18 protein-coding genes are annotated in these 22,455 nt (G+C 70.5%); 14 read left to right on the forward strand and 4 right to left on the reverse strand.

Annotated elements, in window-relative coordinates:
* Positions 1-118: 118 nt before the first annotated feature.
* The 5 genes from SSPS47_RS10165 (at position 119) to SSPS47_RS35955 (ending at position 8,218) form a co-directional block, all read left to right on the forward strand.
* Entirely contained in the window at positions 119-1,186 is a 1,068-nt protein-coding gene (locus SSPS47_RS10165; RefSeq protein WP_164250406.1) for a hypothetical protein, read from the forward strand.
* A gap of 195 nt (positions 1,187-1,381) precedes the next feature.
* Positions 1,382-4,687 (forward strand): S8 family serine peptidase, encoded by a 3,306-nt coding sequence (locus tag SSPS47_RS10170; RefSeq protein ID WP_164250408.1) that lies wholly within the window; start codon positions 1,382-1,384, stop codon positions 4,685-4,687.
* A 212-nt stretch (positions 4,688-4,899) separates the two neighbouring features.
* Complete coding sequence (locus SSPS47_RS10175; protein ID WP_164250416.1) at positions 4,900-5,934, forward strand: aspartate-semialdehyde dehydrogenase; 1,035 nt, start codon at positions 4,900-4,902, stop codon at positions 5,932-5,934.
* A gap of 318 nt (positions 5,935-6,252) precedes the next feature.
* A complete protein-coding gene (locus SSPS47_RS10180) occupies positions 6,253-7,092 on the forward strand; it encodes an alpha/beta fold hydrolase (protein ID WP_164250417.1) in 840 nt (279 codons plus the stop codon).
* Between the two features lie 355 nt (positions 7,093-7,447).
* A complete protein-coding gene (locus SSPS47_RS35955; protein ID WP_164250421.1) occupies positions 7,448-8,218 on the forward strand; it encodes a 4'-phosphopantetheinyl transferase superfamily protein in 771 nt (256 codons plus the stop codon).
* Between the two features lie 68 nt (positions 8,219-8,286).
* Here SSPS47_RS35955 and SSPS47_RS10195 read toward each other — a convergent pair whose 3' ends face one another.
* The 4 genes from SSPS47_RS10195 to SSPS47_RS10210 all read right to left on the reverse strand — a co-directional run bounded on the left by SSPS47_RS10195 (position 8,287) and on the right by SSPS47_RS10210 (position 12,371).
* Positions 8,287-8,781 (reverse strand): hypothetical protein, encoded by a 495-nt coding sequence (locus SSPS47_RS10195; protein WP_164250423.1) that lies wholly within the window; start codon positions 8,779-8,781, stop codon positions 8,287-8,289.
* A 127-nt stretch (positions 8,782-8,908) separates the two neighbouring features.
* Entirely contained in the window at positions 8,909-9,934 is a 1,026-nt protein-coding gene (locus SSPS47_RS10200; RefSeq protein ID WP_164250425.1) for a 3-oxoacyl-[acyl-carrier-protein] synthase III C-terminal domain-containing protein, read from the reverse strand.
* The gene (locus tag SSPS47_RS10205; protein ID WP_164250427.1) at positions 9,931-10,599 is read right to left on the reverse strand and encodes an SRPBCC family protein; all 669 of its coding nucleotides are present in this window, start codon (positions 10,597-10,599) and stop codon (positions 9,931-9,933) included. The genes SSPS47_RS10200 and SSPS47_RS10205 overlap by 4 nt, the downstream gene beginning before the upstream one ends.
* Positions 10,596-12,371 (reverse strand): thiamine pyrophosphate-binding protein, encoded by a 1,776-nt coding sequence (locus SSPS47_RS10210; RefSeq protein ID WP_164250429.1) that lies wholly within the window; start codon positions 12,369-12,371, stop codon positions 10,596-10,598. Before SSPS47_RS10210 ends, SSPS47_RS10205 begins: the two co-directional genes overlap by 4 nt.
* 189 nt (positions 12,372-12,560) lie before the next feature.
* On the opposite strand from SSPS47_RS10210, the gene SSPS47_RS10215 reads away from it, so the two are divergent.
* The 9 genes from SSPS47_RS10215 to SSPS47_RS10255 all read left to right on the forward strand — a co-directional run bounded on the left by SSPS47_RS10215 (position 12,561) and on the right by SSPS47_RS10255 (position 22,416).
* On the forward strand, positions 12,561-12,812 hold the full coding sequence (locus SSPS47_RS10215; protein ID WP_164250431.1) for an acyl carrier protein: 252 nt from the start codon (positions 12,561-12,563) through the stop codon (positions 12,810-12,812).
* Entirely contained in the window at positions 12,809-13,702 is an 894-nt protein-coding gene (locus SSPS47_RS10220; RefSeq protein WP_164250433.1) for a cyclopropane-fatty-acyl-phospholipid synthase family protein, read from the forward strand. The genes SSPS47_RS10215 and SSPS47_RS10220 overlap by 4 nt, the downstream gene beginning before the upstream one ends.
* Positions 13,703-15,028, forward strand: a complete 1,326-nt coding sequence (locus tag SSPS47_RS10225) for an FAD-binding oxidoreductase (protein ID WP_164250435.1) — start codon at positions 13,703-13,705, stop codon at positions 15,026-15,028.
* On the forward strand, positions 15,025-16,041 hold the full coding sequence (locus SSPS47_RS10230) for an SDR family oxidoreductase (protein WP_164250437.1): 1,017 nt from the start codon (positions 15,025-15,027) through the stop codon (positions 16,039-16,041). Before SSPS47_RS10225 ends, SSPS47_RS10230 begins: the two co-directional genes overlap by 4 nt.
* Before the next feature lie 19 nt (positions 16,042-16,060).
* Positions 16,061-16,987, forward strand: coding sequence for an SDR family NAD(P)-dependent oxidoreductase (locus SSPS47_RS10235; RefSeq protein ID WP_239064833.1), 927 nt, complete (start codon positions 16,061-16,063; stop codon positions 16,985-16,987).
* A gap of 61 nt (positions 16,988-17,048) precedes the next feature.
* On the forward strand, positions 17,049-18,521 hold the full coding sequence (locus SSPS47_RS10240) for an MFS transporter (protein ID WP_164250439.1): 1,473 nt from the start codon (positions 17,049-17,051) through the stop codon (positions 18,519-18,521).
* Between the two features lie 95 nt (positions 18,522-18,616).
* Positions 18,617-19,627, forward strand: a complete 1,011-nt coding sequence (locus tag SSPS47_RS10245; protein WP_164250441.1) for an acyl-CoA desaturase — start codon at positions 18,617-18,619, stop codon at positions 19,625-19,627.
* 2 nt (positions 19,628-19,629) lie between these two features.
* A complete protein-coding gene (locus SSPS47_RS10250) occupies positions 19,630-21,288 on the forward strand; it encodes an AMP-binding protein (RefSeq protein ID WP_239064834.1) in 1,659 nt (552 codons plus the stop codon).
* Positions 21,289-21,318: 30 nt separating this feature from the next.
* Entirely contained in the window at positions 21,319-22,416 is a 1,098-nt protein-coding gene (locus tag SSPS47_RS10255) for a histidinol-phosphate transaminase (protein ID WP_164250443.1), read from the forward strand.
* The last annotated feature ends 39 nt before the right edge of the window (positions 22,417-22,455 follow it).

Below are 22,455 nucleotides of genomic sequence, written 5' to 3' on the forward strand. Positions count from 1 at the left end.
AAAGCACCCCGCGTGATCGGCAGTCGAACGTCCGTACTTTAGGACGAGCTCGTCCTGATTTGCCGACGGACCCGTAACAGCGGTTAGCGGGTGGGCCGTTCGTGGGGAGGCCCCGGACATGAACAACTCCTCCACCTCCCGCGGCGGCGAAGCCCCTTCCCCCCTCTCCCCCCGCCCGCTCAGCCACCTCGCCGGCGCGCAGCGGCGTGTCCTGTCCGCCGCGCAGTTGCGCGAGCACGGTGTCGGCGCGGCGAGCGCCGCCGCGCGGTGCGCGCCCAGAGGCCCCTGGCAGCAGTTGCTGCCGGGGGTCTTCCTGCTCCATCAGGGGCCGCCGACCAGCGAGGAGCGCCTGCACGGAGCTCTGCTGTACGCGGGGCGCCGGCCGGACGTCCCGGTCCGGCCCACCGGCCCCGGCACCGGCGCCCCCGGCGACCTCGCGATGATCACCGGCCTGGCCGCCCTCACCCTGCACGGTCTCCCGTCGGCCCCCACGCTGACCTTGCTGGAACACATCGACGTACTGGTCCCCCGCACCCGCCGGCTGCGCTCCACCGGCTGCGTCCGTATCGTGCGGGCCCACGCGCTGCCGGCCGCGCGGCAGGTCACCGGCCTGCCGGTGGCCCCCGTGGCACGCGCCCTGGCCGACGCGGTCGCCGGGCTCACCGACCCGGCGGCCGTCCGCCGGCTGCTCACCGGGGCCGTGCGGCACGGCCACTGCGAACCGGCTTCCGTCGTGCGGGAGTTGAGCCGGGCGCGGCTGCTGTCCCGGCCGCATGTCGTGGACGCCGTGGACTCACTGCTCGCCGCCGGACGGGCTGTCGCCGAGGGCCGGCTCTACGAGATGGTGCGGACGTACGGACTCCCCGAGCCGGTCTGGAACGTCGACCTGCGTCTGCCGGGCGGCCCGCACCTCGGCGGCCTCGACGCCTACTGGCCCGACCACGCGGTAGCCGTGGAAGTGGACACCCGCGCACCGCGCCACGGCAGGACACCGAAGGACGACGTCACCTGGTCCGAGTGCGCCCGTAAGCGCGAACACCTAGAGCGCCTCGGCATCACGGTGGTCCACCTGACCCCCCGCAAACTGCGGGACTCACCGGAACTCCAGGCCACGGTGGTCCGCACGGCCCTCCTCACCTCCTCCGACCGCGAGCCCCCGGCCCGTGTGATCGTGCTGCCCAGATGACGGCGCGGACCACGGCAGGACCGAAGAAGACCCGGATATGCGGCGGTTGGTCCTCGATGGCGGAGGCCGCGCGATGGCGGATGTGCGCCACCGGCACTTCCCCGCACCGACAGCTCTCCACAAACCCTGGTCATTTACGCAAAGCTGAGCGGTCATCCGGTACCGAATTCCGGACTGTCTCTTTCACAACCAGGGATGCTGATGACCTCCGAATCCGAGAGCTCCATATCCGGGCCGAGACGCGTGGCTCGGGTCGCCGCCGCCACGGGCCTGGCCGCAGCGCTGATAGCCACCGGCGCGCTGCCTGTCTTCGCCGCTCCGGCTGCCGACGACCCGGCCGCCTCCGCACCTGTGAAACCCGCCAAGTCCGCCTCCGAGAAGCTCGGTTCGGACGACGTCGATCTGCTCGACAAGGCGGTGGCCGAGGGTGAGAAGAACGTCACCGTGATGGTGGCCACGGCCCCGGGCCGGACCGAGCAGGTCTCCGACCAGTTGGACGCCGTGTCCGGCGCCGTGGTCGGCAAGACGTACGACAAGCTCGGTTACGTACGGGCCACTCTGCCCACGGGCAAGGCCGAGGCCGCGCTCAAGGCGGCCGGGAAGCTCTCCTCCGTCCACGGCATCGACCTCAAGCACGAGATCGAGCTGGACGACCCGACGCCCGCCGCCGACACGGTGAAGGGCGCCGCGAAGGCCTCGGGCGCCAAGGCCGCCACGGCGCCCGGCGCGAACACCCCGGCGAAGAACCCGTACAACCCGTCCTTCGAGACGGGCGCGGTCGATTTCGTCAAGAAGAACCCGAAGGCGGACGGCCGCGGGGTCACCATCGGCATCCTCGACTCGGGCGTCGACCTGGGCCACCCGGCGCTGCAGAAGACCACCACCGGCGAGCGCAAGATCGTCGACTGGGTCACGGCGACGGACCCGGTCAACGACGGTGACGGCACCTGGCGTCCGATGCAGCTCGACGTCAAGGGCCCGTCGTTCACGGTCAACAACCGCGCGTACACGGCCCCCGCCGGCAACTACAAGTTCAACCTCTTCGCCGAGTCCGCCACGCGCGGCGGCGACATGGCCGGGGACCTGAACCGCGACGGCGACACCACCGACGTGTGGGCGATGCTGTACGACCCGGGCACCCGGACCGTGCGCGTCGACCTCGACAACGACGCCAAGTTCGGCAACGACAAGATCATGAAGCCGTACCGCAACGGCTTCCAGATCGGCTACTTCGGCGAGGACGACCCGAAGACCGAGATCGTCGAGCGCATCCCGTTCGTCATCGAGGTCCGTGAGGACGTCGTCAACAACGCGGGCGTCAAGTCCGACTACGTCAACATCGGTGTCATCGAGGGCTCGCACGGCACCCACGTCGCCGGTATCACCGCGGCGAACAGCCTGTTCGGCGGCAAGATGAACGGCGCGGCGCCCGGCGCCCAGCTCGTCTCCTCGCGCGCCTGCACCTGGAGCGGCGGCTGCACCAACATCGCCCTCACGGAGGGCATGGCCGACCTCGTCATCGAGCGCGGCGTGGACATCGTCAACATGTCCATCGGCGGACTGCCCGGTCTGAACGACGGCAACAACGCGCGGGCCGAGCTGTACACCCGGCTGATCGACACCTACGGCGTCCAGCTCGTGATCTCCGCGGGCAACGACGGTCCGGGCACCAACACCATCAGCGACCCCGCGGTCGCGGACAAGGTCATCTCGGTCGGCGCCTCCATCTCCAAGGAGACCTGGGCGGCGAACTACGGCTCGGTCGTCACGACCGACTACGACATGATGCCGTTCTCCGCCCGCGGTCCGCGTGAGGACGGTGGCTTCGCGCCGATCATCTCGGCCCCCGGCGCCGCCATCAACACCACGCAGACCTGGTCCGCCGGCGGCCCCGTGGCCGAGGCCGGCTACCAGCTGCCGCCCGGCTACTCGATGCTCCAGGGAACCTCGATGGCCTCGCCGCAGGCCACCGGCGCGAGCGCGCTGCTGCTCTCGGCGGCCGAGCAGAAGGGGATCGACCTGACCCCCGCGAAGCTGCGCACCGCCCTCACCTCCACCGCCGACAAGATCGACGGCAAGAAGGCGCACGAGCAGGGCGCGGGCCTCATCGACATCGTCGACGCGTGGGACGCGATCAAGGACGGCGCGAAGGCCAACGAGTACAGCGTCAAGGCCCCGGTCGACACGTCGATCGACTTCGCGCTGGAGACCCCGGGCTTCGGCACCGGTGTGTACGACCGTGAGGGCGGCCTCCAGGCCGGCAAGAGCCGGACGTACGACGTCACCATCACCCGCACCACCGGCCCCAACCGTCTGGTGGAGCACCAGCTCAACTGGAAGTACAACGACGGCACCTTCAAGCTGCTGAGCGGCAAGAAGGTCAAGCTGCCGAAGAACAAGGCGGTCACCGTCACCGTGCAGGCCCGGCCCGACCAGGCCGGCACGCACAGCGCCATCCTCGAACTGGACGACCGTTCCAGCACGGGCGTGGACAAGCAGATCCTGACCACGGTGGTCGTCTCCAAGAAGCTGGCGAAGCCCTCGTTCACGTACTCGTCGCTGGGCTCGGTCGAGCGCAACGGCACCGAGTCGTACTTCGTCACCGTCCCCGAGGGCGCCAAGACCCTCGAGGTCGCGCTCGGCGGACTCGCCGAGGGCAGCCAGACCCGCTTCATCAGCCTGCACCCGCAGGGTGTGCAGATGGAGGACAGCTCGACGATCTTCTGCTACCCGAACTACACCAACCCGGCCAACACCTGCCGTCCGGACCTGCGTTCGTACGTGGACCCGACGCCGGGCGTCTGGGAGATCGAGGTCGAGTCGCGTCGTACGTCGCCGACGCTGAACAACCCGTACAAGCTGGACGTCACCGTGCTCGGTGCCGCGTTCGACCCGGCGGTCACCACGCTCCCCGAGGCCGAGATCGGTACGCCGGCCCCGGTCGAGTGGACCGTCACCAACGAGGCCGCCGCCATCGACGGCAAGCTCGCGGGCGGCTCGCTCGGCTCGGCGAAGGTCGACCGGCCTTCGATCGGCCAGGGCGAGGAGAAGGAGACGACCGTCACCATCGGTGAGGGTGTCGAGCGGCTCGACGTGGCCATCGGCGGCGTCTCGGACCAGTCGGCGGACCTGGACCTCGCGGTCTTCAGGGACGGCGTGCTCGTCGGCCAGGCCGCCGACGGCGACTCCGAGGAAGCCGTCAGCCTGGTCGAGCCCGCGGCCGGTGAGTACACCTTCGTGGTGGCCGGCTACTCGGTCCCGGCCGGGACCACCGAGTACGACTACCGCGACGTGTTCTACTCGGCGTCGCTGGGCGAGGTCACGGTCGGCGACGCCCCGGTGAAGCTCGCCAACGGCGCGTCGGCGGAGGTCTCCGCCGAGGTGACGGTGGCCGGCGCCGCTCCGGAGGGCCGGCAGTTCTTCGGCGAGGTCCAGCTGCTGAACGCGCGCGGTACTGCCGCGGGCACCGGCAGTGTCGTGATCGAGAAGGTCCTGCCGTAACGGCGTAACGGTCCCCGTACGCGTTGCGGGGGGATCTGCGTGGCAGAAGGGGGCGGGCGTCCGGACGGGCGCCCGCCCCTCACGTGTGCCCGCCCCGCCGTGTGACCCATGACGCACCGTCCCGACCAGCAAAATGGATTGGACAAGCCGGGCTCGGACAGACGCATCATGGACGCGGCACCCGGGCCGCATGTACGTACGGAGGAGTCCCTGTGAAGGTCGGAATCGTCGGAGCCACCGGTCAGGTCGGCACAGTCATGCGCACCATCCTGGCCGAGCGGGACTTCCCGGCCGACGAGCTGCGGCTGTTCGCCTCCGCGCGCTCGGCGGGCTCCACCATCGAGTGGCGGGGCGAGCCGATCACCGTCGAGGACGCCTCCACCGCCGACTACACCGGCCTGGACATCGTGCTCTTCTCCGCGGGCGGCGCCACCTCCAGGGCGCTCGCCGAGAAGGTGGCCGCCCAGGGCCCCGTCGTGATCGACAACTCGTCCGCCTGGCGCGGTCACCCCGAGGTCCCGCTGGTGGTCTCCGAGGTCAACCCGCACGCGGTCGCCGACCGCCCCAAGGGCATCATCGCCAACCCGAACTGCACGACGATGGCCGCGATGCCCGTGCTGCGACCGCTGCACGCCGAGGCGGGCCTGGTCGCGCTCGTCGCCACCACCTACCAGGCCGTGTCCGGCTCCGGTCTCGCGGGCGTCGCCGAGCTGCACGACCAGGCCCGCAAGGTCGTGGAGACCGCCGACCGGCTGACCTTCGACGGCGACGCCGTGGAATTCCCCGAGCCCACCGTCTACAAGCGCCCGATCGCCTTCAACGTGCTACCGCTCGCGGGCTCGATCGTGGACGACGGATCCTTCGAGACGGACGAGGAGCAGAAGCTCCGTAACGAGTCCCGCAAGATCCTGGAGATCCCGGAGCTGAAGGTCTCCGGGACCTGTGTGCGGGTGCCGGTCTTCTCCGGGCACTCCCTCCAGGTGAACGTGCGCTTCGAGCGCCCGATCGGTGTGGAGCGCGCGTACGAGCTGCTGAAGGACGCCCCCGGCGTCGAGCTGTCCGAGATCCCCACCCCGCTCCAGGCGGCCGGCACGGACGCCTCCTACGTAGGACGCGTCCGTGTGGACGAGACGGTGGAGAACGGTCTGGCGCTGTTCGTCTCGAACGACAACCTGCGCAAGGGCGCGGCGCTGAACGCGGTGCAGATCGCGGAACTGGTCGCCGCGGAGCCGCGCGGCGACAACTGACGCGTTCGCGCCACCACCAGCCCACCGGGCCGGGGCGTTCGACGGGCGGCCCCGGCCCGTCGGGGGCGGGTGTCGCAGTCGGCGGGGAGGTGTTCCCCGGCTTCGTCGGGACCGGCGCGGTGCGATCCGCGGGGCGGTGCTCCCGCCGGGGCCGGGGACGATGTCCTGGGAGGGCCCGCCGCTCCGCCGGGGGGGGACAGCAGCCGCAGGGCGCGGATCCAAGGGGACGGCGGCACGGCGTCCTGCCCACGCCGCCGGTGATATCTTCCAGGGCACGGCGGTCCGTGGCGTTACCGCCTGGAACCGGGGGGTGCCACCATGACGCCGTATCTGCCGCGCTCGGCCACCGGGTCGGGGTTGCCGCTCTTCTGCCTGCCCTGCGCGGGCAGCGGCGCGTCCGCCTACCGTGGGTGGCAGCAGACACTGGACGAGCTCGGCTCCGGGCTGCAAGTACTTCCGGTGCAGTTGCCGGGCCGTGAGGAGCGGGCTCACGAGCGCCGGTTCACCGAGGTCTCGGCCCTGGTCGAGGAGATGGACGAGCAGCTCGACGCCGCCCTCGCCCGGCCTCACCTCCTGTACGGGCACAGCATGGGCGCGTTCGTCGCCCACGCCCTGGTGCTGCGGCGGCAGCGGCGCGGTGCGCTCTTGCCGCGGGCACTCGTGCTCAGCTCCCACCGCGCCCCGCACGTGCCTCCCAACCGCGTCCTGGATCCCGGCGCCGACGACCAACTGCTGGCCACGCGGCTCGCCCAACTGGGCGGCATCCCGCCCGAGCTGGCTGGCCGGCGCGGGTTCCGGTCCAGGCTTCTGCCGCTGATCCGGGACGATCTTCGGCTCTGCTCCACAACCCTGCCCGTGGCGGAGACCGAGCCCCTGCGCGTGCCGCTGCACCTGTTGGTCGGCGCCCGCGATCAGCTGGTGCCGGTGGCCGCGATGGAGGCATGGTCCGCGCACGGCGGCCTGGGCAGCGAGCTGCGCACGATGCCCGGCGGACACTTCTTCGTCCGCACCCACGAGGACGCCCTACTGCGCCACCTGGCCGCGGTGGCAGACCGGTACCGCGCTGTTCCTGCCGGTGTCCTGCCCCGTCACTCGGCAGGACACCGGACGCACGAGACACCCTGTTCAGGGCAGGGGACCGAAGCGTGCGCAAGGTGAGCGCCCCGCGGGGAACGGCGGTACGGCGCGAGGCGGCCGTCACGGTGGGCGAGGTGTGCGCTACGGGCGTCCGGGCTGGGACGGACCCGGCCCCCGGCCGGTCCGTCGCGCATCCGCGCGCACCGGGGCCGACGGCGCGCGGCAATGCGTTGTCCGCCGCCCCACGCGGGCTCACACCCCGTCAGCACGAGATCGCCCTCCTCGTCGTCGAGGAAATGACGAACCGCCGGATCAGCTCCGGGCCGGTCGTCTCGGAGTGGACCGTGACCAGCCACCGGCGTGCCGTCACGCGGAAGCCAGGTTGTGGCAACCGGGCGCACGTGGTGGGTCCCCTCGCGCGGGCCCGGGGGTGAACATGCAGACACACGGAGGCGTGCGCCTGTGGAGGGGCCGCGCACCGGACACCGCCGATGCCGGAGACGTGGCCCTGCTGGACGAGCTGGAACAACGCCGCTTCGAGAAGTACCGGGACCCGGTCACGGCCGCCCACTACGCCGGCGCCCGGGCCGCGATCCGGCGTACGGTCGCGCGCTGGCACGGTGTCCGGCCGACCGAGGTGGTGTGGGGCAGGGGGCGATGCCCGGGCTGCGGCAGCGATCGGCATGGCCCGCCGCTCATCCGCGCGCCCCGCACCGACTGGCGGGTGAACTCGTCACGCTCCGGCGCGTGGTGGATGCTCGCCCTCTCCCACTCGGTACCTGTGGGTGTGGACATCGAGCACCGCCGCCCGCTCGCGGTGCCCGCCGTGGTGCGCCGCTGCCTTGGCGCCGAGGAGCGCGCCTACGTCGCCGCGGAGCCGGAGGGCCGGGCGCGCGACGAGGCGCTGATGCGCTGCTGGGTACGGAAAGAGGCCGTGGCCAAGGGCTGGGGCGTCGGGCTCGGCACCGACCTGGCCCGTCTGGCGGTCCGTCCGGACCGGCCCGGAGCGGTTCTGGAGCGTACGCGGGCGCAGGGCGCGGCCGCGAGGGAGCTGTGGGTGGTCGAGGACGTGCCGGCCGGAGCGGACTGCCTGGCGGCGCTCGCCCGCCCCGCCGGACCGTCCGGGCCGCTGGTGGTCCAGCCGCCGGAGGCCGGGGTGTGGCGCGGGGATGACGCCGCGGTCGCCGAGGGGCTCGGGGCAGGCTGAAAGGGCAGGCAAACGAGCCGCCGGCTCCCGGGTGTCGTTCCGGGGCCGGCGGTCGGAGTGACCGGTCGTCAGAAGACCAGCGGTCCAGGCGTCTGCTTGGAGACGGCCTTGCACGTGTTCGGCACGCCCAGAATGTTGAGGCTGAGCGACACGTCACCGGAACCGGTGGCCGGGATGTACGAATCGAGGCTGTCACCGGCGACGACCGGCGCGGTCAGCGGGCCGATGGTCAGCGGCTGGCCGGCGGGCGTCGCCTCGTTGGCGGTACCGGTGAAGTCCACCGTGCCACCGGCGGCCCTCTCCAGGCGCAGGGTGGCGGTGACTGAGTCAGCCGGAATGTCGGCCGGAGCGAGACCGCCGCTGGTGGACACCTTGACGGAGCCGACGCCGCCCGAGGCCGAAGCCTCGATCTCCAGGTCGGTGACCCCGAACGCGCCGCAGTCGTACGTCGCGCTCACGGTCTGCGCCGCGCCGGGGACCGCGGAGGCCGGGGAGGCAAGGGCCATCCCGCCGAGCAGCGCGGCAGCGGCGGCAGCGGTGGCTGCCTGGATGATCCGACTCATGTCTCTTCCTCTTCTCACTGGTGAAAGGGGTGCTGAGGCGTGTGGGGACCGGCCACCCCCGCGGGGGTGGACACGGTGTGCTCGGGCCGGCGGACATGGCGGAGCCCGTCCGGGCCGACCCGCTCGGTCACTCGCGCACACCCCCGGCCCGCCAGTGCACGGCCGCCGCTCCGGCGAAGTCCCCGGCATGGGCGAAGCCGGCCAGCATCAGCAGGCTGCCGTCCGCGACCCGCCCCTCGCGGATGCCGTGGTCAAGCGTGATGGGGACGCCCGCACCGAAAAGGTTCCCGAATCGGTCGAAGGTGTCCAGATGGCGCTCTTGAGGAATGGAGAGCCGCTCCTGCCACTGCTTCAAGAACATCCGGTTGGGCTGGTTGGTGATCAGCAGGTCGATGTCGTCTGTCTTGAGGTCAAGTTGCTCGCACACCCGGCCCACCACCTCCGGGACGAGCCGGTTGCCTCGCTCGACGATGTCCGACACCTTGTCGGGGGTGAACCCGACATGCATCTGGCTCTCCCCCGCCTCCCAGTACTTGCGGCCGTCGTGGAGTGTGAGGCCGCAGTCACGGGTGTAGTCGCCTCGGTTGGTCACCGCGATACCGAGCACCGGCGACTCGTCGGAGGCGGCCAGGTAAGCGGCGGCGCAGCCGTCCCCCGGGATGACGGCCTCCGGGAGCTTACGCACCTCGGACTGGGTCATCACCGGGCCCGCGCTGTTCTGGACGTTGAACAGCAGCGCGGAGTTCGCCTGGCCCGAGGCGATCAGGGCTCTGCCGAGCCGGAGCATGTGGACGAAGGAAGCGCAGCCGCCGTTGTGGGCGTCCAGCACCCAGTCGGCCCGGACTCCGAGCCGGTGGGCGACCTCGGCGCCCGGCCCGGTGAACGGCACCTCCGGCAGGAGTGTGTTGGTGATCACCGCGTCGGCACCCCGGAGCGCGTCCTTGCCGATCCGTTCCGCGAGGAGCGCGCCGGCCTTCTCCATCATGTCCGCTGGAGTCTCGTCGCGGGACACCTGGTGCCGGTGGCTCGGCGCCTTGAACATGGTGCTTCCGGCCAGCTCACCGTCGTTCCCCTGGTACGGCAGGAAGTAGTCCGTACCCACCGGATCCCCCGGCATGTAGGAGGCGAGTTCGAGCAGACTCACCGTCCTCATGCTGTGGTTCCGTGGCGGAGTTCAAGGATCGTCTTGAGGTTGTCGATCTCTATCTTGTGCCCGGCGTAGAAAAGGCCCCAGGTGTCACCGACCCAGGGGCGCTCGGGGCTGGAGGCCAGCTCGGGGTGCGGGTTCTTGTCGTAGTTCGGGTGGTGGCAGTTGGTCCAGATGACCACTGAGCCGCGCTTGCCCAGCACGGTTTCGGCCGAGATGATCCGGTGGATGTAGACCATCCACAGTTCCTCGCCCTGGTCCCAGGCGCACTTCATGTCCACGGTGAGCGCGTCCGGGTTGCCGTCGATACGCAGGAAGATCTTGGTCTCGTCGTCGAGCAGGGTGTCGCGGCCCTGGTAGAGGCCGGGGGTGCCGGTAGGCGCGAAGTCACGGGTGCTGTAGGTGTATTCGTTGAGGTTGCGCTCGTCGGTCAGGTAGTCGTAGACGGCCTGCGGCGGTGCGTCGATGTACTGGTGGACGGTCACGAACTCGCCGTACACCTCGTCGTAGGTGAAGGCCTCCTTGGTCAGCTTGCCCGCGTGTGCGAACGCCTCCTCCCGGGGAGTGGTCTCCCAGCGCAGCAGCCCGGGAACGTCCTTGAGGTCGCTGGGGACCGCGGGAGGCGGGGTGTAGCCGACGGTGGGGTCGTTGTGCGTCGGGGCGGTGGTCATCCTGGTACAACTCCTAGATTGGCGGGCCGGTTGGAACCGGCGGCGATGACGTGCTGGAAGGGGCGGAAGGGGGGCACCTCGGCCGGATCGACCTCGATGCAGATCAGTGCGGGCGCGCGGGTGGCATGGACCCGTTCGAGCGCCGCGCGCAATTCGTCGGCGCTACGGGGTGTCACCGCGTCCAGACCGGGGAACATGGCCGCCATGCCGTCGCCGATCCGGGCCGGGCGGAAGAGGTTGTAGGAGTAGTCGCCCGCGTAGAACAGCAGCTCCCGGGTGTAACACATCCCGTGGGACTGGTTGTTGAAGATCACAAAGGTGACAGGCAGCTGGTGCTCGATCGCGGTGTGCACCTCCATGCCGTGCATGAAGAACGCCCCGTCGCCGGCCACCACACAGGTGCGCCGCCCGGTGGCGAACGCGGCACCGATCGCGGCACCGAAACTGTGGCCCATGCCGCCCATGCCCATGGCGGTGATGAACCGGCCGCCCGGGGGCAGGCCCACATGGTTGAGCGCGACCGCGCCGGTGTTGCCCGCGTCGCTGACCACGATGGAGCGCTCGGGGAGGACTTCGCCGATCACGCGGGCCGCTGCCACCATGTCCAGCGCCTCCGTCGAGGTGTCCGGCACCACCGTGGCCGGCTCGGGCGCCGCCGTCACGTCCACCGGTGCGAGCCCGGGCCTACGCAGGTTGTCCGCCGGAGCCCGTGCGGCGCCGCCGGACTCCTGCCCCGCGGTGGGCGCGAGCAGTTCCCCGGTCAGCGTCGTCATCTCCTCGGCCAGGTCCCCGGTGAGCCGCACCAGGTCCTCGTACGGCTCCAGGAACGGGGCCCTGGGGTCGAGGCAGACGACCGGTACGCCCTTGAGGTGATCGTGCAGCCCGGCCCCCGCCATCTGCGGCAGCCGGGTGCCGACCAGCAGGACGGCGGAAGCCTGCTCCACCGCTGCCTGCACCTGTGCGCTGCCGATCACTCCGGCGATGCCGAGATGACGGGGGTCCCGGTCGTCGAAGACATCCTTGGCGTCCGGTGCCACCGCGACGCGCGCCTCCAGCGCTTCGGCCAGAGCGGCCAGTTGGGGCCGGGCATCCGCTCTGGCCACGCCCTCGCCGGCGATCACCGCCACGCCGTGCCGTGCCACGGCCGAGCGCAGCAGGGCCACCGCCCGCGCGCGGTCGGCGTCCGCGGAACGCGGGCGGGCGGCGCGGGTCGGCGCCCCGGGCCTGCTCCACGGTTCGAGTACGGCCTGCTGGATGTCCTTGGGCAGCAGCAGAACGGCTGGTCCGGGCTCGGACAGCGCGGCGGCGAAGGCCCGCGGCAGCTCCTCCGTGATCGCCTCCGGGTCGGTCACCCGTACACAGTGCACGGCGATCTCCGTGAACAGCCGGGCCGCGTCGATCGAGCCCGCGAGCCCGCTGGTCTCCTGGAAGGACCCGCGACCGTCCAGTGACAGTGGCGGCTGGCCGATGAGCGCGAGGGCCGGTACGTGGGAGGCCCGCAGTTCGGCCAGTCCGGGAACCAGGTTCATGGCACCGGCACCGGAGGTGGAAGCGATCACGGGCATCCGCTGGGACGCACGGTGATAGCCGTCCGCCATCGTGGCGGCCGAGAACTCGTGTTTCGCGACCACGCCGAGCGGGCCGTCCACCGAGAGGTGAAGCGCGTCGTAGAGGTCCTCGATATTGGCGCCACCGACTCCGAAGACATGCCGAACTTCCTGGCACCTCAAGAAATCGACGATGAAGTCGACCACACGGGATTCGCTTCTCATAAGACCGTTCTTTTCTGAGGCGGTGGTCCACTTATTTGAATTTCAGCGGCACAGCATCGGCAAGTGACACCTGTCTGCCATCCGCCAGGAAGGAACGACATGACAGGGATTTGCCATGCGATGTGCTATGTGCCGTTCGCCCGGCCGGGTTAGCTTCCTTCAATCGCGATCAATCGAGAGGAAAAATCCGTGATCACCGTCGAAACCGTGTGCACCCTCATAGCGAAGAAGCTCGGCAAGAAGGCCGCCGACCTTACTCTCGACGCTGACACCGCCTTCGACTCGGTTGGCCTCTCCAGCCTCCAGATCGCCGACATCGTCTACACGATCGAGGACGACGCCGAGGTCGAACTGGACCCGAGCCAGGCGGCCAGCGTCAAGACGGTCGGCGATCTGGTCAACCTGATCGAGACGACCCGGGCCGCCGGTGCGACCACGTGAGCACGACCGCATACCAGGGTGCCACCGCCGAGGCCATCCGGCACCACTACGACGTCTCCAACGACTTCTACGCGCTGTGGCTGGACCGGTCCCTCACGTACACCTGCGCCCTGTGGGCGGAGCCCGTACTCGGCACAGAGGCTGTGCCGGACGACCTGGAAACGGCGCAGGCACGCAAGCTGGACTACCTGATCGAGGGGGCGCGCGCCGTCGGCACACGGCGCGTCCTCGACGTGGGATGCGGATGGGGCAGCGTGCTGAGCCGGCTGACGCAGGTGCACGGCGTCCAGCAGGCGGTGGGCCTCACGCTCAGCGACAGTCAGGCCGCTCTCGCCGAGTCGGCCGGCATCCCCGGGGCCGAGATCCGCGTGGAGAACTGGCGTGACCATCATCCGGCCGAGCCCTACGACGCCATAATCTCGATCGGCGCCTTCGAGCACTTCGCCCGTACCGGGCTCTCGCGCGCCGAACGCGTGGCGGCCTACCGGGAGTTCTTCGGGCGCTGCTTCGAGTGGCTGCCGCCGCGCGGCCGCCTCGCCCTCCAGACGAACGTCAAGGGCAACAATACGGTGATGGACAAGGCAACCGTGCGCGAGCTGATGTTCATCATCGAGACCATCTTCCCGGAATCCGAAATTCCGGCTCTCTCGGAGGTGGTCGAGGGGAGCGAGAAGCTCTTCGACGTCGTCTCCCTGCGCAACGACCCAGACCACTACAGCCGGACCTGTGCGGAATGGCTGCATCGACTCAGGAACAACCGGGAGGCGGCCGTCCGGTTCTCCAGCGAGGAGAACGTTGCCAACTACGAGAACTACCTGGAGGCGAGTGTCAGGCATTTCCAGAATCGCCATCTGGGACTGTCGAGAATTATTTTCCAGAAGGGGCGCTGAGTGATTAGCCGAAAGCATGTCGTCTACTGGCACGAGACGGAGCCGGTCGTTCCCGAGCCACCGCTGCGTGAGAACGCGGACTGCGACATCGCCATCGTCGGCGGCGGTTACACCGGGCTGTGGGCCGCGCACTTCCTCAAGGAGGCCGAGCCCGCGCTCGACATCCGCGTCATCGAGGCCGAGTACGCCGGGTACGGGGCGTCCGGCCGGGCGGACGGCTTCGTCACGCCGACCATCGGTAAGGACATCCAGGGCCTGGTCAGGACGTTCGGGACGCGCCGCAGCCTGGAAGCGTCCCAGGCGGTAGGTCGCTCCGTGCTGGAGATCGGCCGCTTCGCCCGCCGCAACAAGATCGACGTCGAGTACGAGGCCAACGACTACCTGATGGTGGCCACCACCCAGGCGCAGTTGAAGCGGCTGCGCGCGGACCGCGAGCTCGCCGGCACCATCGCCGGCCGGGAGCAGCCGCCCCTCCTCTCGGCGGCCCAGGCTCGTGAGGTGATCGGCTCCCCGGCCGTGCTGGGAGCCACCCGCACCGGCGGCGCGCTGGTCAATCCGTTCAAACTGGCCCGCGGGGTGGCCCGCGTGATCAAGGAACGGGGGGTGGTGATCCACGAGAACACCCCGGTCCTGGAAGTGCGGCCCGGGGTACGGCCGCAAGTGGTCACTCCCGGGGGCACGATCACCGCCGACAAGGTGATCGTCGCCGCCAACGCACTCCAGTCCACCTTCCAGCAGTTCCGCAACAAGACGGTGCCGCTGTGGAGTTACGCGATGGTGAGTGAACCGCTCACCGAGGAGCAGCTCGGCCGCGTCGACTGGGCGGGCCGCGAGGGCATGGTCGAGGCCAAGACGTTCCTGACCTGCGCCCGCTTCACCGCCGACAACCGCCTGCTGTGGGCGGGCGGCCCCGCCTTCTACTTCTGGGGCCGGGACACCCGTCGGCGGCGCATGAACGACCAGCGCGCCTACCGCGCTCTCTTCGAGGAGTTCGGCCGGTTCTTCCCCATGTGGCGGGACCTGCGATTCACCTACACCTACGGCGGCGTCATGGACATCACCCGTGACTACGCCCCGCACTTCGGCTCGCTGCCGGGCGGCAACATCTTCTACGGCTACGGATTCAACGGCAACGGCATCGCCGCCACCCACACCGGCGGCAAGGTGCTGCGGGACCTGGTACTGGGCAAGGACTCGGACTTCTCCCGCTTGCTCTATGTGGACGACGCGCAGCGCTCGGCACGTGCCTTCCCGCCGGAGCCCTTGCTGTACATCGGGGCCCGCGCCACCGCACGCCTGATGGAGTGGAAGGAGTCCCGGGCATGAGCACGAACCGCACCGTACTGCTGACGGGGGCCGCCGGCGTCGTCGGCCGGGCGATCCTGCGAGAGGCCCCGGGCCGCCCCCTCCGGCTGATCTCGATGGTCCGGCCCGGGGGCAGCGCACTGCCCGCCGAGGCGGAGGAACAGCTCGCCGCCGACCTGGCCGAACCACGCTTCGGGCTGGACGAGGACAGCTACCGGACGCTGGTCCGCGACGTGGACACCGTCATCCACTCGGCCGGGCTGACCGAGTGGGGCCTGCCGGACGAGCGCTACCGGCCGGTCAACGTGGAGGGCACCCGCCGGGTGATGGAGTTCGCCGAAACGGCCGGCGCGACGGTGCACTTCATGAGCACCGCATTCGTCGCCGCGCTGTCGGCGGGCGCGCCGCACCGGCTCAGCGAGACCAACGTCACCACCAACTACGTCCGCTCCAAGCTCCGTTCCGAACAGCTGCTGCGCGACAGCGGTCTGCCGCACACCGTCTTCCGGCCGACCAATCTGATCGGCGACTCCCTGACCGGCTGGACATCCCGGGGGCAGATCGTCCAGCTCATGTCGGACTGGATCTGCCGCGGGCGGGCGCCGTTCCTCCCGGTGCACCGCGGCAACCGGATCGATGTCGTCCCCCAGGACCTGCTCGCCAAGGCGGTACTGCGCTGCGTCGAACTGGACGAGAACAGCGGGGAGTTCTGGGTGACCTACGGCGAGGAGGCGATGGACATGGAGACCGCGGTCGAGGTGTGCGCCAAGCACGCCTCCTCACTCGGGCGCCCTCTCACCCCGCCGCCGGTCACCGATCCCGACACCCTCGACCCCGAGGAGCTGCGCCGACTGCCCCCGCTGGCCCGCTCCTACCTCTCGGTGTTGCGCGACGTCAGCGAGGTCACCCGGTGCGGAGGCGGCGTACTGCCCAGCTCCATGCCCGAGTTGCGTGAGCGCTACGGCCTGCCGCACATCGCGGACACGGAGGCCTACGCGCGGACCCTCGCCTACGCTTCCGCCCACCTCAGCTAGCGAGCCGAAAGGACACTCTGTGGACCAGGACATGCACCAGGAGTGGCAGCCGCCCCGACTGGAGAAGACCGTCGCCGTGGTCACCGGAGCCAGCAGGGGGGTGGGACGCGGCATCGCCCTCGCTCTGGGCAGCGCCGGCGCGACGGTGTACGTGACCGGGCGCAGCACCCGCACCACCGGGCGCACCGAGGACCTGCCGGGAACGGTGGACGACACGGCCGAGGAGGTCACCGCCCGCGGCGGCACCGGCATCGCGGTGCGCTGCGACCACCGCTCCACCGACGACAACCAGGCGCTGGCCGACCGCGTCGCGGCCGAACACGGCTCCCTCGACCTGCTGGTGAACAACGCCTGGGCCGGCTACGAGCGTTCCGCCGACATCCGCTTCGACGCCCCTTACTGGAAGCAGCCGATGTGGCGGTACGAGCTGTGCGAGGGCTCGCTGCGCGCCCAGTACGACGTGACCAGGCTGCTCACCCCGCTGATGACGGAGCAGCAGAGCGGGTTGATAGTCGGCATCGGCTTCACCGATGGCGACATCTACCTGGGCCAAGCCGCCTACGACGTGTTCAAATCGGCGAGTGACCGGCTGAGCAGGGCGTTCGCCGCGGACCTGCGCAAGCAGCGGGTCGCGGCACTGTCGGTGCACCCCGGATTCGTACGCACCGAGCGGGTGGAGGCGGCCTGGGAGGCGCTCGGCGACGGACCCGCCGCCGTCGTCCACTCCCCCGAGTACGTGGGTCGCGCGATCGCCCACCTGGCCGCCGACCCACAGGTGCTGGAACGCTCCGGCCAGGTGCTCTCGACCGGTGACCTGGCCGAGGAGTACGGGTTCAACGACATCGACGGCCGGCGACTGCCCGCCTTCCGCCTGGAGGGACGGATGAGCCTCGCCACGCGTATGGACCGGCTGAACCGGGTCATCAGCCGTACCGGTACCTCCTGACCTCCTCGGCACCATCCGGTCCTGCGGCACAGCACAACGCACCCGACGTGAAGGAATCTCAATGAGCAGGGGAACAGTCCGGCCCACCAAGGGACCCCCGACCGGCGCGGCAGCCAAGGCGGCCGGACTCGCGCTCGCGGTCACCTGCGGTGCGCAGTTCATGGTCATCATCGACGACACCGTCGTCGCCATGGCGCTGCCGACCATCCGCGACGAACTCGGCTTCGATCGGGCCTCGCTGGCCTGGGTCGTCGATGCCTACATGTTGCTGTTCGGCGGCTTCCTGGTGCTCGGCGGCCGCTGCGCCGACCTGTTCGGCCCCCGTCGGGTGTTCCTCACCGGCTTGAGCGTCTTCACCCTCGCTTCGCTCGGGTGCGGGCTGGCCAACTCACCGGAGACGCTGATCGTGGGCCGCGGGGCCCAGGGGTTCGGTGCGGCGCTGCTGAGTCCGGCCGCCCTGACCATCCTCATCACCGTCTTCAGCGAGGCCAAGGAGCGGCGCAGGGCGCTGGGTATCTGGGGCGGGCTCACCGGCATATCCGGTGTCTCCGGGGTGCTGCTGGGCGGCGTCATCACCGATCTGATCGACTGGCGATGGGTGTTCTTCGTGAACATCCCCATCGGCATCCTGCTGTTCGTTCTCACGCTGCGGCCCGCGCTCGCCGACCGCGCCGAGCGGCCCTCCAAGCGGCCCTCCACCGACGGCACCGGGGCTGTGCTCATCACCGGCGCGCTGCTGCTCCTCGTCTACACCGTCATCAGCACCAACCACCGCCCGTGGGGATCCGCGGAGACCGTGGGCGGTCTGATCGGCTCCGCGGTGCTGCTGGCCGCGTTCGTGGTGCGGGAGCAGCGCGCAGACGAACCGCTGATCCGGCTCGGCCTCTTCGCCAACCGGCAGATCGCCACCGCCAACGTCATGATGCTGCTCGCGGCCTCGGGGCTGTACGGGATCTTCTTCTTCCTGACCCAGTACATGCAGAACCTGCTGGACTGGTCGCCGCTGAAGGCGGGCGTCTCCTGGGCACCGTTCGGCGTCACCATGGCGGTCTTCTCCGGGATCGCCATCCAGCTGCTGCCGAAGGTGGGCAGCCGTGTGCTGTGCCTCGTCGGCCTCGGTTCGGCGACCCTCGGGCTCGGGCTGCTGCTCAGGACACCGCTGGAGGCGTCGTACGCGGCGGATCTGCTGCCGACCCTGCTGCTGTGCGCGGCGGGTTACGGGCTGGCCATGGTGCCGCTGGTGGTGGCGGCCGTCAGCGGAGTGCCCAAGGCGGACTCCGGGGCGGCCTCCGGGGTGCTCAACACCGGCCAGCAGATCGGTGGCGCGATCGGACTCGCCGTCCTGGCCACCCTGGCGAGCAGCCGGCTGGATGACGAGGTCTCCTCCGGCGCCGCTCTGCCGGACGCGCTGCTGACCAGCTTCCACTCGGCGTTCCTGCTCGGAACGGTGCTCACCGGATGTGCCGCGCTGCTGTCACTCGCACTGCCCGCGCTGCGCACCGAGTTCGACCCGGAGACCACCTCGGGCGTCTGAATCCCGCAAGCCCGCGCCCCTGTCGGCACGACAGGACGACCACACGCCACAGAAACCGGACACGGCAGGAACCGAGAGAAGAGGACAGCAAGGATATGGACGGCAGAGAACACCGCTGGTACATGCTCGTCGCGTCACTGGTACCACTGCTCGCACTCGGCGCGGCCATGGTGCTGGCCTGGAACCACATCTTCGGCTGGACCGATGTGCTGGTCACCCTGATCATGTACGCGATATCGGGGCTCGGCATCTCCGCCGGGTACCACCGGATGCTGACGCACCGCGCGTTCGAGACGTACAAGCCGATACGCGTCGCGCTCGCCACGGCCGGCGTACTGGCGGGCCAAGGGCCTCCGATCATCTGGGCGGCCCACCATCGCAAGCACCACCGGGTCGCCGACAAGGAGGGCGATCCGCACAGCCCCCATCTCGGCTTCGCACCCGGTTTCAGGGGCGCGATGGCCGGCATGTGGCACGCGCACCTGGGATGGCTCTTCGACGAGGGGCTCAAGTCCGACCCCATCCGCTACTGCCCGGACCTGGTCCGCGAGAAGCCGCTGCGCTGGCTGAGCGAGAACTTCATCGCAGTCGTCGCCGCCGGCATCCTGCTGCCCGGCCTGCTGGCCTTCGCCATCACCGGGGGCTCCGTCGAGGCGCTGCTGACCGGCATCCTGTGGGGCGGCCTGGTGCGGATCTTCCTGATCAATCACATGACGTACGCGGTGAACTCCATCGGCCACTACTTCGGCAGCCGGCGGTTCGCCACCACCGACGAGTCCCGCAACGTCGCCTGGCTCGCCCTGCCGTCCTTCGGTGAGGCGTGGCACAACAACCACCACGCCTTCCCCCGCTCCGCGCGGCATGGGATGAAGTGGTACGAGGTCGATCTCTCGGCCGTCTTCATCTGGAGTCTGGAGCGGACCCGGCTGGCCTGGAAGGTCATCCGGATCGACCCCGAGCGGATGACGATGCGCGAGGCCGGAGTCAGCCGGGTCGAGGGCAGCAAGCTCAGCCGGGAGGAGTTGCTGACCGGGCAACAGAGCATCGCCCCCATGGCGCACCGGTCGCGCGACGGTTCCGACATCTCCCTCGTGGACGTGGAGTAGCAGTGGCAGCCACCGGCACCGGCACCGGCACCGAACTGTGGGACCTGCTGCTGCGCGGCCGGTCCCGGGGAGTCCTGCACCACTGGGACGGGGAGGGCTTCGGGCACACCCCGTGGCGCGAGGTCGTGCGGGAGGCGCACGGCATGGCGGCCATGCTCCGTGCGGCCGGTGTGCGGCCCGGGTCCCGGGTCGCCACCGTCCTGACCAACTCGGCGCACACCGTGCGCGGCCTGCTCGCGGTCTGGCTGGCCGGCGGCACCGTCGCGTCCTTCCCGCTGCCGGCCCGCGGCCAGACCCCCGAGGAGTACGGGAGCCAGCTCACGCGGCTGACCGAGCGGCTCGATGCCACGGTGCTGCTGACGGACGAGACCATCGCGCCGATGGTGCCGGCCGGGCTGGCCGCGCGGCTCCCGGTCCGCAGTTGGACCTCGCTGTACGGCGGCGGGCACATCGACCCGTCGCCGCCCGGCCCGGAGGAGACCGCCTTCGTCCAGTATTCGTCCGGCAGCACCAGCGTGCCCAAGGGCTGCGCGCTCACCTCCCGCGCCATCGCGACGCACCTGCACATGCTCTACGACCTGGCGGACGGGCGCGTGGGCGACGAGACGATCGTCTCCTGGCTGCCGCTCTCCCACGACATGGGGATCTTCGGAACCCTGCTGAACGCCTGGGCGTTCGACTACGACTTCGTCCTCTCCTCCCCCGAACGCTTCGGGATGGCGCCGCGCACCTGGTTCCGGGACATGTCGGAGTTCGGCGCCACCATGTCCGCCGGCACCAACACCGCCCTGCACCTGGCGGCCAGGGCGCAGGGCCGCACGCCGCTGCCGAAGCCGCTCGCCCTCAAGGTCTTCGTCGTGGGCGCCGAGCGAGTGGACGCGGCGACCCTGGAGACCACCATGGCCGCGTTCGGGCCCTCGGGCCTGTCCCGGGCGGCGTTCATGCCCGCCTACGGCATGGCCGAGGCGACCCTGGCGGTCTCCAGCAGCAGGACGTGGCTGGAACCGTCCACCCGCAGCTTCGACGGGGCGGGGCTGATGGCCGGTGAGATCACCGAGGTCCCCGACGGCACTCCGGGCGCCACGCGGCTGGTATCCAACGGACCGCCGCTTCCCGGGGTCACGGTGACCACGCAGGAGCCGGGCCGGGTCTCACAGCTCCTGGTCTCCTCCCCCAGTCTGGCCTCCGGCTACCTCGGGGACCCCGTGCAAACGGCCGAGCGGTTCCGGGACGGCGTGCTGCACACCGGCGACCTGGGCTTCGTCCACGAGGGCGAGGTGTACTTCGTCGGCCGGGCCGACGACCTGATTTCGGTAGGGGGGCGCAACGTCTACACCAGCGAGATCGAGTCGGCGGTCGAGTCGCTCGGCTCGGTCCGCACGGGGTGCTCGGCTCTGGTGGACGTGGCCGACGGCGGCGTCTCCCGGCTGGTCCTGTTGCTGGAGCCCAGGCGGCGGAGCGACGACTTCCACCTGATCGCCGACCGGGCCGCCGCCGTCGCGCGTGAGAAGTCGGGCATCGCGCTCGCGGAGTGCGTCTTCGTCGAGCGCGGCCACCTGCCCCGGACACCCAGCGGGAAGGTCCAGCGCTTCCGCTGCCGGGCCGCCCTGAGGCCGGGCGGGGACGCGATCAAGACCCTGGCCCGGGTCCTCCTCGGCTGACCCGTCGACACCGTTCGAGAGAAGGATTCCATGCCGCAAGACGGCTCGGCTCAGCCATACTTCTTCACCTCCACAGAGATCACCGGCCGGGAGGACTGGCTTCGCCTGCACCTCAACGAGAACCCGTACGGCCCTCCGCCCGGCACGGTCGAGGACGTGTGCGCCGAGGCCTCCGACCACCTAAACCGTTACCCGGACAGCGAGTGCGCGGCGATGCGGGAGCGTCTGGCCGAGCACTTCCGGGTCGCCCCCGAAATGATCGCGCTCGGCAACGGCACCGATGAGCTGGTGCTGCTCGCCTCGCTGACGTTCCTGCGCGGGACCGGCGGCTTCGTCGCCACCACCGGCGGCACCTTTCCCGGCTACGTGACCTCGGCCGCGGCCGTGGGCGCGCGGACGCACACCGTCCCGTTGACGGGCGCGGCGATCCCGGTCGCCGGCCTCACGGCCGCCATGCGGCAGGGTGCCGCCCTCACGTTCGTCTGCAACCCGCTCAACCCCACCGGGGCGCTGCTGGACCGCGACGAGGTCCATGAGCTGATCGACACCGCCGAGAGCACCGGAACCGTGCTGGTATTCGACGAGGCGTACATCGACTTCGCCGGCCCCGCCCACGAGTTCGCGCTGGAGGCGGTGCGGGAGGGACGGCGGGTGCTGGTGACCCGCACCTTCTCCAAGGCGTGGGGCCTGGCCTCGGTGCGCGCGGGCTTCGCCGTCGGCCCACCGGACCTGATCGGGCAGCTCAACACCACCGCGATGGCGCTGCCCTTCAACGTCAACCGCCAGGCCCAGCGGGCCGTGCGGCGCGCCCTGGACGTACCCGAGTACCTGGACCGGGTGCGGGCGGACAACGCCAGGGTCAGGGAGCTGCTGTGCAAGACCCTGGACTCGCTGGGTCTCGGCTACTTTCCCTCGGCGGCGAACTTCGTGATGGCGCAGGTTCCGGGGAAGGGCTCCGAACCTGGCGACAGCGTCCGCTTCGCTGCCCGTCTCGCCGAGGAGCACCACGTCCTCGTCCGCGATCTGACCGCCCTCGGGCTGCCGGGCCTGCTGCGCATCTCGGTCGGTACGGAGGCGGAGGTCGAACGCCTCGCCGCAGCTCTGACCCAGCTGCTCGGCCGACCGTGACCCGGTTCCGTGCCGAGTGCCGCCCGGCACGGAGCCCGA

Origin of the sequence: Streptomyces sp. S4.7, from assembly GCF_010384365.1 — a bacterium.
Lineage (GTDB): Bacteria > Actinomycetota > Actinomycetes > Streptomycetales > Streptomycetaceae > Streptomyces.